At 48.1% G+C, this 13,130-nt stretch carries 12 protein-coding genes; 4 read left to right on the top strand and 8 right to left on the bottom strand.

All coding sequences use genetic code 11. The annotated features are described in order from the left end of the window. The first annotated feature begins 55 nt into the window (after positions 1-55). Positions 56-370 (top strand): helix-turn-helix domain-containing protein, encoded by a 315-nt coding sequence (locus KU854_RS05110; RefSeq protein ID WP_054779081.1) that lies wholly within the window; start codon positions 56-58, stop codon positions 368-370. On the opposite strand, the gene KU854_RS05105 is transcribed toward KU854_RS05110, so the two are convergent. The 6 genes from KU854_RS05105 to KU854_RS05080 form a co-directional block, all read right to left on the bottom strand. Continuing rightward, positions 367-1,389 (bottom strand): TniB family NTP-binding protein, encoded by a 1,023-nt coding sequence (locus KU854_RS05105; protein WP_218357379.1) that lies wholly within the window; start codon positions 1,387-1,389, stop codon positions 367-369. The two genes, KU854_RS05110 and KU854_RS05105, sit on opposite strands and share 4 nt — an antisense overlap. Continuing rightward, positions 1,379-3,283 (bottom strand): Mu transposase C-terminal domain-containing protein, encoded by a 1,905-nt coding sequence (locus KU854_RS05100; RefSeq protein WP_218357378.1) that lies wholly within the window; start codon positions 3,281-3,283, stop codon positions 1,379-1,381. Before KU854_RS05100 ends, KU854_RS05105 begins: the two co-directional genes overlap by 11 nt. Next, the gene (locus KU854_RS05095) at positions 3,280-3,909 is read right to left on the bottom strand and encodes a TnsA endonuclease N-terminal domain-containing protein (RefSeq protein ID WP_218357377.1); all 630 of its coding nucleotides are present in this window, start codon (positions 3,907-3,909) and stop codon (positions 3,280-3,282) included. The genes KU854_RS05100 and KU854_RS05095 overlap by 4 nt, the downstream gene beginning before the upstream one ends. Positions 3,910-4,055: 146 nt before the next feature. Continuing rightward, positions 4,056-5,414 carry a hypothetical protein gene (locus KU854_RS05090; RefSeq protein WP_054779075.1) on the bottom strand — a complete coding sequence of 453 codons (1,359 nt, stop codon included), beginning with the start codon at positions 5,412-5,414 and terminating at the stop codon, positions 4,056-4,058. A 253-nt stretch (positions 5,415-5,667) separates the two neighbouring features. Then, positions 5,668-6,162, bottom strand: a complete 495-nt coding sequence (locus KU854_RS05085; protein ID WP_218357376.1) for a SixA phosphatase family protein — start codon at positions 6,160-6,162, stop codon at positions 5,668-5,670. Positions 6,163-6,318: 156 nt separating this feature from the next. After that, on the bottom strand, positions 6,319-7,260 hold the full coding sequence (locus KU854_RS05080; protein ID WP_218357375.1) for a chemotaxis protein CheV: 942 nt from the start codon (positions 7,258-7,260) through the stop codon (positions 6,319-6,321). Positions 7,261-7,722: 462 nt separating this feature from the next. Here KU854_RS05080 and KU854_RS05075 point away from each other — a divergent pair, with 462 nt between their 5' ends. The 3 genes from KU854_RS05075 (at position 7,723) to KU854_RS05065 (ending at position 10,790) form a co-directional block, all read left to right on the top strand. Beyond that, positions 7,723-8,646, top strand: a complete 924-nt coding sequence (locus KU854_RS05075) for a chemotaxis protein (protein ID WP_218357374.1) — start codon at positions 7,723-7,725, stop codon at positions 8,644-8,646. A 249-nt stretch (positions 8,647-8,895) separates the two neighbouring features. After that, complete coding sequence (locus tag KU854_RS05070) at positions 8,896-9,204, top strand: DUF496 family protein (protein ID WP_054779072.1); 309 nt, start codon at positions 8,896-8,898, stop codon at positions 9,202-9,204. Positions 9,205-9,767: 563 nt separating this feature from the next. Next, positions 9,768-10,790 (top strand): calcium-binding protein, encoded by a 1,023-nt coding sequence (locus tag KU854_RS05065; protein ID WP_218357373.1) that lies wholly within the window; start codon positions 9,768-9,770, stop codon positions 10,788-10,790. 67 nt (positions 10,791-10,857) lie between these two features. On the opposite strand, the gene gnd is transcribed toward KU854_RS05065, so the two are convergent. Both gnd and pgl read right to left on the bottom strand, forming a co-directional pair. Then, a complete protein-coding gene (gene gnd / locus KU854_RS05060; protein ID WP_218357372.1) occupies positions 10,858-12,306 on the bottom strand; it encodes a decarboxylating NADP(+)-dependent phosphogluconate dehydrogenase in 1,449 nt (482 codons plus the stop codon). 104 nt (positions 12,307-12,410) lie between these two features. Further along, complete coding sequence (gene pgl / locus KU854_RS05055) at positions 12,411-13,130, bottom strand: 6-phosphogluconolactonase (protein WP_218357371.1); 720 nt, start codon at positions 13,128-13,130, stop codon at positions 12,411-12,413.

Below are 13,130 nucleotides of genomic sequence, written 5' to 3'. Positions count from 1 at the left end.
AATTCAGTAAAACTTAGACAATCTAAGTCGACATAGGTCTACCAGATATGGCTCAGTGCAAAAAGACAACCCAATCCCAACGAGGCTCAAAGAAGCCCGTAAAAAAGCCGGTCTCACCCAGAAAGATCTGGGTATAAAAATTGGTATGGAACCAAGCTCAGCGAGTGGGCGAATGAACCACTATGAGAAAGGCCGCCACACACCGGATATCGGCACGCTCCGGCGCATGGCCGATGAGCTTGGTGTACCTTTGAATTACTTTTTCTGTGAGAGTGAGTTGAGTGCGGAGTTAGCCTGCCTGGTGGACAAGCTAAGCGATGAAGACAAGGCGGCGCTGATTGCGAAGCTATGTGGGGGTGGTGAGAGCTAGCGTTTACTGAGTAGATTCCTCATCGGTATTGGCTTTAAAGCAGTAAAGGCACGATCAAACCTCTCTCTTCTTCCTGTCCTGTCATCCAATTCAAAGCGTGTGTACTGCTGAATCGTTTGAACTTCAATGACGTTTGCTTTGTCATCAAAAGGATTGTTTTTTGGGGTGGTAAGCTCGGCAGCTTCTTTTAAATGGTTTCTAGTCAGAGTTTCTGCACCTTCAAGCAATGCAAGCTCTAGAGCATCAGCCAACAAATCTTTCAGCGCTCTCATTTCTCCCCTAGAGTAAGCCAAAAGTGGAAAACTCAACTTGGGCAGTTCTAATTCAGGGCGCTTCGAAAAGGGCATCAAATTGGAGATTGCTTTCAAACTCAGAGCAAACCGCTTCATTTCCTCTTTGTTGTTACTGCCATCATCGTTGATCACTTTGAAATAAGGGATCTCCCTTACGATGCGAATTCTAGACTCCCACTGACTATCTCTAGCAATTTCCTTTGACCAAGGCATACCGACAAACACCATTGAGACGGAAGCTTCTTCACTGATCATTTTTAATCGATTACTGATGTCTTTTTTCTCGTCGCCTGAACGAATTTCCACAAACTCCTGACACTCATCAATAATCACCATACCTATATTCGACTGTTTCAACTCTCGGATTACCATATCTGTTAAGCCGATTTCAGAAGCCTTTTTTATAAATCGATCGTTTTTTCGGTGTGGGTTCAAATCGTGAAGAGTCCAGGTAAGTGTTTCTTGCAGTGATGGCCGGACTCTCGTCCTTAGTACCTTTGGGCCCGTTTTTGTCTGGCTTGATTTGGTGAAATGCTCAAGCAATGCTGATTTACCCGCACCTGTGTCACCGAAAACCAACATTGAGGATTTAAAGCCAGCTCTCGCACTTTTAATACGTAACTTTTCAAGGTCGCCAAGAATCGCGTCAAAGGGCGGAAACAATGCAAAAGACTGATTGAAATTAGAGACGAGCAGCTCTACCTCATTCATGCTGCTATTCGTCATCTAACTCTCCAAGTATCTCTTCCCATTCGTCCAAAAATTCAGCCGCTTTCTTCAATTCTTCATCTTTGCTGTTTTTCGGTGCTTTTTCCTTTTGAGTCGGAGGCTTAGACTCAATTTCTGCACTGCTAATGCCTGAAAATTCTGCCATCTTTTTCATATTTTTAGGTGGCTTACGCTTCCTTTTAAAAGTGCGTAGATCTTCGGTTTCTTCTTCCATTCGAGCCGCCAATGCCAGCCGAGCTTTGGCCAGCGAAAGCGTGTCTACATGTCCTTTTATGTATAATTTATGAGCACGTTTGATAATGAGATGTTCATGAAGCGAAAGGTGCTTGGTGTAGCCGACGGGATCATCACAGGGCACTTCAATATAGCCATCAAGTTCCTCTAGAAAAACGAAAATTCTCGACATGTCATCTGGGTCGACTTTGATGGTTTTCATCGCAGATTCTTTCGTCTGTGGAAACCTTGCGCGGTAATCAGCGAGTGCTTGGCTGCGATAGAATAAGTCTTCATATTGCAAGCCTTTCTCTGTCAGTTTCCGCTTATCTAAAAGCCCCATGATAATAGAAAGTTGCTTGCTGTCCTTCACAGGGAGGCGGGGAGGCGGAAGCGTTTTCACGCTTTGACGCCAATATAAATTGGGCAAGCGATTGTTTCTAGAATCGGCCTTCGCGTTGTGAACATCGATAATCCATCGATGCAGTTCTTCAACAAACGTGGAAAACTTCATAACCGCCTTGTTGGCAGCGTCATAGTCACCTTTTTCCAGGACATTTGAAAACGTCTTTCCCGGAATGGTGTCGAGTAAAGTTTGATTCAGAATACCGAATGACCTTTCTATGAAAGGTTTTAACCAAGGCTTTTTTACAGGATTGTATTGGACTGCAATGTTGAGTTCTTTACAGGCATCATCGATACTTTTTGACCAAAATTCAGCCCCATTGTCCATCACCAACCTTTCGATTTTTCCCTCGCAAAGCCACTGGTTGTTAAGCTCAATCGGTAAGTCTTTAACGTAATCTTTAGGCTTCATGGCATTAAGTAACGCCTTAGCAACTGTTGCATATCCGGGGGCATGAAAACCGAGATGGAAACCAATGATGCAGCCACTAAAGACATCGATAAGCATGGTTAAACAAGGGCGCCCAATAGGGACAAGGTACTCATCATGGAGCAGCATCAAATCGAGCTGTGTATGATCGATTTCAACGCGTTCTAACACTCGCGTCGGCGGTTTATGTTTAGCATTATGGCGATACCAGAGATCTGCGAAGTACTTGCCATGCCTTTGCAGGGCAACAGCATAAGGTGGGAGCTGTTTGAGCCGTCTTGAGAACGTTTTATAGCTGACGCAGGGTATTTTCCCGGCAACAATGTTTTCATTGGCGACATCAATAGAGTCTGAGTAGCGTTCATAGGCTTTAGAAATTTTTGGCCTTTCCGCCTCAAGCCAACTTTGGACGGCTAAATCGAAGTAATATTCATCGCCAACGACCTTGGGTTTTCGGTTGCCCTTAGCATGATTTCTAACGATTAGAGACTTCAAATCGCCGTCGCTTCTCTCGTAACGTTCCCTCCAGCGCAAAACCGTTCTTGGGCTGGGTGTAGGAATCGAAATGTCATCTTTGTGCTTTTCGATTAACGCTTTTACTTGGTCTAACGGCCAAGGCCCGTTGAGTTCTTTTCCTATGAGTGACAACAGCTTAAATCGCTCTAGGGCTTCTTGTTTCCGTTCTTCTGGGAAGCTATCTAAATCTCGCTCGTAAACCGTTACAGCATTCAGTGGCCGGTAACTAAGTTCTGAGTCTTCCTTAGAAACATCATCAGGAAGACTCTCTTTGTTACTTACCAGTTCACGTCTAGATTCGTCATCGAATGGGCCGATATCGCTCATTCTTTCACCCATAGTTCCGTGTCTTCATTAAACAGAGAGTTTTCAAGATGGGCCTTAACTAAACCAAGGCTCATGAGCTCCAATAACTCTCGGTTCATAAAACCAATGGACTTGCCGAAAACGCAGACAAGCTTGCCAGGTGTCGACAGCCCCTGATTCTGAATAACTTCAATCACTGACTTTTTAAAATCACAAATATGTTTTGAGCCTGCATATCGATGAATCAATTTAAGGTTGTCTAAGATGAATCCTTTACGAATTTGTCGCTCGGTGACGAGGTGAAGAGGAAACCCAATAGCCTCGCTACCTTTTTGCATGGCTTCGAAAATATGGATGTATTCAGGGGTTAGGCAGAACTTTGAATCTTTGATTTCTTGCAGTGACTTATGACCACTATTGAGTGTAACTAGGAAATCTGGCGTGTAGCTGTGAGGTCTGTCCTCTAACTGGTAGTTAAAGCAGAAGGGTTGGCTTTCAAATGAAACGACGTTGGGGTGGTATTCGAGATGAAAACAGGCATCAAACTCGAGCGATGATTCGCACGTGATGATGGCGCTATTTTTAACGCTAATGAATTTGAAGACATTTTTCTTAGCGTGCGGCTTTTTGATGGTATGTGGATACATGGCCTACCCCAAGTTGTAAATTTACAACCTAAAAGTAGACCATGACAACTTAGCTGTCCAAAATGACACTTACTATGTCCCAAATGCCATCTTATGGTTCCAGCCACAAGAGCGATGCTATCTGACGTCTGAGAAAACGACAGACGTTATGAGAATACCTCTTCGACGTCGATCACCTTGGAGCGGTTTACTGTTATTTTCCAACGCTGGACAGTAAAGCTGCCATCCTGGTTTTTCTGCTTGGATACCAGATTGAACTGGTGACGTTTGTCGATAGACTCGTGGGAGACCTGACCGTCATTCAAGGCGTAGAAACGTTGCTTACCACGAGCCATCAAGCGGGAAAACGGTCTGAAATCAACACGCCATACTTCCCGGGTCATGTCATAACCGCTGAGGAATTTGGTGGTCGACATATTGGTAACCATCTTGATTCGGACAACCGATTCTTCCCGCTGACGCAGCTTGCCTTTACGGATTTTCTTTACGTCTTCCGGGATCTTGTCAAACGGGATGTAATCCAGCCATTCAAGCTGGTTACCTATGGTCTGTCCTGAAGTTGGATCCGTAAAGACCTTGCGCCACTTCGGGCGGCCTTTACGTAGCCAGCGCCACAGTACTTCGCGCAAATCGTCTTTGAATATTTCGCGCATGGCATACAGGCCTGCCATCGCCATGACAAACGAAAGGGTAATTTCACCAAGGAAACTGCGCATACGGATAATGGCGAAGGTAACGAAAATCATCACCAGACCGGCGGCGGCACCCTTTACGATTTTGTTGAGGTTTTGCCCAAGCAACACGTCTTTTTGACGAATGGTAACCGGGTATTCAATCAGGCGACGGGCAAGGCGCATCTTGTTGACCATTCGCGTCGGGTCACGCTGCGCTTTGACGGAGTTGTAGTTTTGCTCAATCCGGTAGGCAGCTTCTGACTCACAGAACGCTATCAATTGCTCGCGGATGGGTTTGAACGCAGCACTTCTTGGCATGTGAGCCACCAGCGAAAGGAATCGCTGCTCGGTTAACCATGACAGGTAGTTATCGACGTTGTTGTAGTATTTGATCAAGCCTTCGTCTTTCGGCACGTAACGACGCAAACGACGGAGGATCTCCACCGCCATGTCGGTGATGACTTCAAGCTGCTCTACCGCCTCTTCCTCTTCAACATCAGCAACGGTGTCAAAGAACCTGTGGGTGGTTTTTTCCAGTGAGAGTGCATATTGATAGGCGTACAAACTCAAGCTGACGCGGTATTTGTCAGACGGCAGTTTGTCCCGGCTCGCCAGACGTGAATGTACCAGCGGCAAGTGATATTGCGACGAAAAGTAAGTGCGGGTATTGGAAAGAACCTGATTATAAAACCCGTCTTCACTAAGCACATTGTTAGAGAAGTTAAGTTCACCGGGAACAAACAGGTAGAATTCGACATCCTGTCGTTTTATCTCTTCGTTTATCAGCGCGATCCGTGCGGTTAATCCCTCATATTTTTCAACAGAGATCAATTATGTACTCCAAACCATGACGAGCCATTTCATATACCCAAGCAATCTGTTCCAGTAGAAATCTTGGGTATATGCCGGGCTAGTTTATAACGAATTTTTTTATCATGCAGTCATCTTCCACACCCCGCCCACACTAAGTGGACGCTTTTTGACCAGCAAATTCGATTTTGGGGATCCCCGCAGTAAAATGGGGCAAACGGGGATTTTCTTACCGGGTGATTAACCGGGTTATCCACAGAAAAAGTGCATAACTCTAATTTTTCTTCAAGCGCTTAGGGTAATCCAGCCACATCACTTGTTTGCTGCCTTCACGCCAATCGCGCCAGCTTCTACTTTCCAGCCTGATCACCACCACGCCACAGGTTGGCAGGTTATCAAGCTCAAAAGGCACCTGTGCCAGAAAGTGGTTCAAAGCCGGGTTATGCCCTACCAACATGGCACTCTGGTATTCCTCATCCAAATCTTCAATCACAGCGGCAATGTCTTCCCAATCTTCGGTATACAGGCTTGGAAACACCAATAAACGGGGAGAATGAGTAAACTGTTCTGCGACAAGACCAGCGGTGTCTTGCGCCCTCGTCGCACTGCTGCTCACAATCACGTCTGGCATCCCCTGCCAAGCCGCCAACCTTTTTCCCATTTGGGGCGCATCTTTCTTCCCACGATGATTGAGTGGTCTATCGTGGTCGTTCAGCGTCGGGTCGTCCCAACAGGATTTCGCATGGCGTGTCAGAAAGAGAAATTTCACAGCAATTCCCAGGGTCTGTTGACCTTTGGTGGTTGTCGTCACCTGCATGAAGCGACGTCGTTGTCAGGTGCGGACGGCAAGCCTACGGTGTACGGAAAAGTGATGGGGAAGATGGTGAGGTTGGGCATGAATTTCTCTGCCCAACCTGCCGCAGACCTATTTTTCCAGTCGTTCGCGCATGTGGGTTTGAACAACATCAACCAGCAAATCTGGCTGGAATTTGGAGACAAAGCGGTTACAGCCCACTTTTTCCACCATGGCTTCGTTAAAACTGCCACTGAGCGAAGTATTCAGTGCAATGTAAAGGTTGCTCATACGGCTGTCTGCACGGATTTCAGAGGTCAGCTTATAACCGTCCATTTCCGGCATTTCCGCATCGGTGATCATCAACAGGATTTCATCAGTGACAGTTTTTCCTTCGTCACACCAGCCTTTAAGCAATCTCAATGCCTGCGCACCGTTTTTCATCTCGATACATTCGATGCCAAGCTGGCCAAGGGTTTCTGAAACCTGCTTGCGCGCCGTTGATGAATCGTCCACCACCAGCACTTTTTGTCCCACCAGATGATTGGTCAGTTGGTCGTCCAGCACACCATCTGAAATGTCGATGTCGTAGGAAACAATCTCTGCCAACACTTTCTCAACGTCGATGATTTCCACCAGCTTGTTTTGATTTTCATGTTCAAGCTTGGTGATGGCGGTAAGGTAATTAGAACGGCCAGTGCTTGGAGGCTCCATGATTTCATCCCAGCCCATGTTTTTGATGTACACCACTTTACCGGCCAAAAATGCCTGTACGGTGCGGTTGTACTCCGTCACGATGAGGTTGGTTTCCTGATCTTTCTCAAGCGGGCGCATGCCAATGGACTGGCGCATATCAATCACAGGGATAGAGTGGCCGCGGATGGTCGCAACGCCACAAATTTTGGGGTGCGATCCCGGCATTTGGTTAAGGTGCGGGACTTTGAGCACTTCCCGAACCTTGAAAACGTTGATAGCAAACAGTTGGCGGGTCCCAAGCTGGAATATAAGCAGCTCAAGCCGGTTTTCCCCCACCAGGCGGGTACGTGAGTCTACTGAATCTAAAATACTTGTCATGAGGTCTTTAACCGCCCTGTGATCACATCACTCTGTGATTTCTCATTTTTTCTTGTGCAGAACCCAGTAAACCACATACAAAACCACGTCGGTATACGGTGTACTGATTTAGCGCGTAGTTTATCAATTCTTATTAATAGTAGAAAAAGTCCTTGAAGAAAGCGAAATTCAACAATAACCCTTTTCGATTTTGCTCTTTGGACAGAACAAGATATTCACCATTTCGTTGAAATATCAAAGGCCATTCACACTGCAAATGGAAAATAACCTTTCACTCGCCTTGTGTCATGCCTCGCAGAGAAAGTTAAGCTTCTAAACGCAGAAAAACCCAAGAACAGAGGTGTTATCCCCGATATGAAACGCTACACTTACCTGAAAAAGCATTATACCCGCGGTACCTGAACTGTCTGAAATTAAAGGTACTTGGGGTGTAAAAGGCACACCAGACACCACAGGCGCGATATGAAAAGCAAAGCCAATGAATCTCAGGGAATGCTGCTGTTTAGATTGTCTGCAACGCAGATGTTTGCGATCGGCACGCTTAAGGTTCGTGAAATCGTCCCTTTTCGCCATCTCACTGCGCTGCCCGGCTCTCACCACACTGTGATCGGCACTGCCAATATCCGCGGAATCACCACCCCGGTGATTGATATGGCAAAGGCCATTGGATATATGCCCGTCAGTAAAGAAGAGTATGAAAGCTGCTTCATTATCATCACCGATTGCCAACGCAAGGTTGTCGGTTTTTTGGTGCGTGGAATAGAAAAGATCAGTGAGTGTGACTGGCGGAATATCACCCCGCCACCGGAAACGCTGGGTACACGCGCATTCCTCACTGGCGTGATGAACGTCGACAATAAACTGGTTCAGTTGCTCGACGTAGAATTGGTTATGTCGAAAATCTTCCCAATGCCGCAGGACAAACTGCACCCTATCCTCGCCGATGTAGATCGGGAAAAACTCAAACCGATGCACATCCTGCTGGTTGATGACAGTAGCCTTGCACGGCGACAACTGTCAGAGGCGCTCGACAGTATCAACATACCCTATGTCGTCAGTTCAAATGGTCTCGATGCATTGGAAAAGATGAAAACATCTGCCCGTGAAGGACGTCCATTCGATATTGTCGTGAGCGATATTGAAATGCCTGGCATCGATGGCTATGAACTGGCTTTCGAAATCCGCAGCAATGAACCCCTGTCTGAGGCTTACCTTATCCTGCATACCTCATTGTCGAGCGCCATCAGCGTTGATCGCGCCAAGCAGGTAGGTGCCCACGAAGCCCTGACCAAGTTCGATGCAACCGAGTTGGTCAATGCCATGCTCAGGGGCGCGAAACTTAAACTTGAAGGTGAGCACGTCCGGCTTGAAGGCGCAGTCGAGTAACTTACTTTCATTTTTGCCAAAACGGCGCGGTTTATTGTCGCGCCGTTTTTACTTTTCCCAGCCTAAAAACCCGCCATTCACCCCGCCGCCACTGCCAAATTTTTCGCCAACCGTCGCCTTATTCGTGGCCAGTGATTGGTCATTAAACCTTCTTTGAAAATAGTCACTTTTCCTTGATCAAAAGACTGTTTCCGCAGCTATCAATGTGGTTTAATTTCGTCAGGATCACACACAGAAGGTTATAAACCTATGAACAATGTATTCGAGATCGTTAAGTTCTCTCGTCGCAAAAACAAACTGAAGCGGGAAATTCAGGACAACGAAAAGAAAATCCGCGACAACCAAAAGCGCGTTACCCTGCTTGAGAACCTGCTTGACTACATTCAGCCAGAAATGACTCACGAAGAAATCGTTGAGATCGTCAAGAACATGAAAGCAGACTACGAAGACCGTGTAGATGACCACATCATCAAGAGCGCGGAAATTTCGAAGGAGCGTCGCGAAATTTCACGTCAAATCAAAGAATTGACTCGCCTAGATAAAGAAGGTAAGAAGTAATTCTACCCTCTCCTGCAGCTGAGTTTTCAACTTAGGCTGCAATGTTATGGCCTACTCCAAGTTGAAAATGTACAACGTCGGGTAGGCCATTATTTTATCCAAAGCACTCCCACTACCTCCCTCTGGAATCCCCAAACCCATAGCACTGTGTCGGAACTGAAACGAGCATTGTAATATGCCTTGGATTCTCTGCTCCTTACGACTGAGAAGGTATTAATATAGGCATTTGGAAAATACCGAAAAAATTCATTGGCTGCGTCACCTCCTCTTTGTCCTTTCGTTTCTTATGTGAGGATCTCACCACTTCTCTGACATCCAATCTGGCCACCTGAATGGCTTCAGCCCGTCCCTTCCGACCGCTTGATGTATCAAGCAAGTGTTGACGATTTCGAACCTCTGTTTGGTACTTTTCTACTGCGATCCATCGTTTTCCTGATCTCCCGTCCCCGTCGTTTCATCAGTGAGACCTAAAGTAGCCTTAACCCATCTAGGATTTTCTGGGCGGTGGGTTTTCTCGCAGCACGGCCAAATAACAATGACATATCAGGACAGAGGGCAAGAACATGGCATATGTAATTGGTACTAATGACAGCGAAACATTGGAAGGTACAGCTTCAAACGACTGTATATACGCCTATGACGGTGATGATCTCATTCGGACCGGTGACGGGCTGAATTATGTCTATGCCGGCGGTGGTCACGATACCGTTTTTGGTGGTGCAAACTGTGATGTCGTTTACGGTGGTTGGGGCAACGACCAAATCTATGGTTACGGCGGTAACGACTGGCTCTACGGACAAGATGGCAACGACCGTATTGATGGTGGTGACGGTAATGACGTGATTTACGGCGGCTGCGGCGATGATTTGCTGATCGGCGGTAACGGCTGCGATTACCTTGATGGGGGCTATGGCAATGACCGTCTGTTTGGCGGCGCAGATAACGACACCCTGCTGGGTGGATGTGGCGACGACATCATCCATGGTGAAGGCGGTGATGATTACATCGATGGCGGTGCCGGGGCTGACTACATCTGGGGTTGGGATGGCAAAGACACCATTCTGGGTGGTTCCGGTGATGATACGGCATTCGGTCATGGTGGCGATGACTGCATGTGGGGCGGCGATGGCAACGACATGCTATTTGGTCAGGAAGGCAATGACACCTTAGCGGGCGGTTGCGGCAACGATAAACTGGAAGGTGGTGAAGGCTGCGACAAACTCTGGGGCGAATATGGCGATGATGACATCTGGGCGGGTGCCGGTGATGACTGGCTGATTGGCGGTTGTGGTAACGATGTTTTGGCTGCTTCTGCCGGTAACGACCTTCTGTGGGGCGGTTCTGGTTATGACCTGTTCTACTTTGACCACACCGATGGCAGCAATGTGATCAAGGATTTTTGTTGGTCGCAGGACACTATCCAGATCCACCAGAGCCTCGCAACTTCAGCTGCGGATATCAATGTCACCATCAATTCCTATGGCACCACGCTGGGATTTGCCGATGGCACAGAAGTGACACTGGAGTGCTGGTACCACGGCCTGAACTATGTCGATGTGGACTTTGTGACCAGCTTGATGGTTTAAACCCTTCTCCAAAGCAAAGAAAAGAAAAGGGAGCCATTTTCGGCTCCCTTTGCTTCAGTAACAGCCCTTAGCTGTTGTAGGTAGTCGACACAGTGTCGCCGCCTTTACCGGTCCAGTTGGTGTGGAAGAACTCACCACGTGGACGGTCAGTGCGCTCGTAAGTGTGCGCACCGAAGTAGTCGCGCTGTGCTTGCAGCATGTTCGCTGGCAGACGCGCGGTGGTATAACCGTCAAGGAAGGTCAGCGCTGAAGACAGACCTGGCGATGGCAGACCGATTTCGAATGTCTTCGCCACCACCTTACGCCATGAACCCATGCAATCTTCCAGAATGTTCTTGAAGTACTCGTCTGAGCCCAGGAATTTCAGATCTGGGTTTGCTTCGTATGCATCGCGGATGTTGCCCAGGAATGCACTGCGGATGATACAACCACCACGCCACAGCAGCGCCACGTTGCCGTAGTTCAGTTCCCAGTTGTATTGCTCTGATGCTTCACGCAGCAGCATAAAGCCTTGTGCGTAAGAGATGATCTTCGCTGCCAGCAGCGCTTTACGCAGAGCTTCCAGCCACACTTCGCGGTCTCCTTCTACTGCACCAATCTTGTGTTGGAACAGTGCCGCCGCTTCTTCACGCTCTTCTTTGCGTGCAGACAGTGCGCGTGCAAAAACAGATTCAGTGATCAGGGTCAGTGGAATACCGAAGTCCAGTGCATTGATGCCTGTCCATTTACCGGTACCTTTCTGGCCTGCAGTATCCAGGATTTTCTCCAGCACGATTTCGCCGTTTTCGTCGCGGTAACCCACGATCTCAGCACTGATTTCCATCAGGTAGCTGTCGAGTTCGGTTTTGTTCCATGCAGTCATCGTCGCCTGCATTTCATCATGGTTCATGCCCAGACCTTCTTTCATGAAGTGGTAAGCTTCACTGATCAGCTGCATGTCGCCGTATTCAATACCATTGTGAACCATCTTCACGAAGTGGCCAGCACCTTCACGACCAACCCAGTCACAGCACGCTTCGCCGCTGTCAGTCTTGGCAGAAATTGCCTGGAAGATTGGCTTAACCGCAGGCCAGCCTGCTGGGTTACCACCTGGCATGATTGATGGTCCGAAGCGCGCGCCTTCTTCACCACCGGAAACACCCGCACCGATGAAGATCAGGCCTTTCTCTTCCAGTGATTTCATGCGGCGTGTGCTGTCTGGGTAGTTAGAGTTACCACCGTCAATGATGATATCGCCTTCATCCAGCAGTGGCGTCAGTGCGTCGATGAACTGATCAACAACATCACCCGCGCGCACCATCAGCATCACTTTGCGTGGTTTTTCAAGCTTCTCTACCAGATCTTCCAGTGAGTATGCGCCAACAATGTTAGTGCCTTTCGCAGCGCCTTCCAGGAACTCGTCTACTTTTGACGTAGTGCGGTTGTAAGCAACCACTTTGAAGCCGTTGTCGTTCATGTTCAGGATAAGGTTTTGGCCCATTACTGCCAGACCAATTACACCGATATCGCCTTTCATTTTTAACTCCTTATTACCTGATGACTGGCGTATTCCCCATCTGGGCAATCATCAGGATATTTAATCGCGGCAAGTTCGTGACGAAAAATGCCCTAAAAAGTCGCTTATGCCAATGTCTTTGCGGCAGCAGCGTCCAAATACCATTCCGTTATGCCGTGCGCAGAAGCAATGTGCGCGGCGGGATACGGCAAACCCGCCTTTGCGTTTTTACCGTGGATCGCTTCAATCATTTCCGCTTTGCCCGCGCCCAGCACCAGATAGCTGATGCGGTCGGCATTATTCAGCAGGCGCGCACTTTTCGACACGCGAAGCTGACCAGATTGTGGATGCGCTGCAACCAGAGTAAGCGCAGGCTCATCGTAGTCAGTCTGACCCGGGAACAGCGACGCTGTGTGGCCGTCATCACCCATGCCAAGCAAAATCCAGTCAAAAGCTGGCAGGCCATTTTTCTCAGGCACTTCTGCCTTGATTTCGTCGGCCAGTCGTTTTGCCTCTTGCTGTGCATCATCTTCACCACGGATGCGGTGAATGTTCTCAGCCGGAATCGCAATTTGACTGAACAGCAGGGCATTGGCTTCGCCGTAATTGCTTTCGGCATCGTCCGGTGCCACGCAGCGCTCGTCACCCCACCAGAAGTGCAGGTTTTGCCACTGGATGCTGTTCGCCCATTCCGGTTGCGCCAGCAGTTTGAACAGCAGTTTTGGTGTGCTGCCGCCAGAAAGAGAGATGTGAACCGGGCGTCCTTGCTCACTCAGGCTTTTCATTGACGCCGCCAGTTCAAGAACGACAGCGTCAGCGTTGTCTAGAATACGAAATTCCTTCAT

Origin of the sequence: Enterovibrio paralichthyis (genome assembly GCF_019209835.1) — a bacterium.
Taxonomy (GTDB): domain Bacteria; phylum Pseudomonadota; class Gammaproteobacteria; order Enterobacterales; family Vibrionaceae; genus Enterovibrio; species Enterovibrio paralichthyis.
The sequence above is the reverse complement of the archived record's forward strand: the minus strand, read 5'-3'. Positions and strand labels throughout refer to the sequence as shown.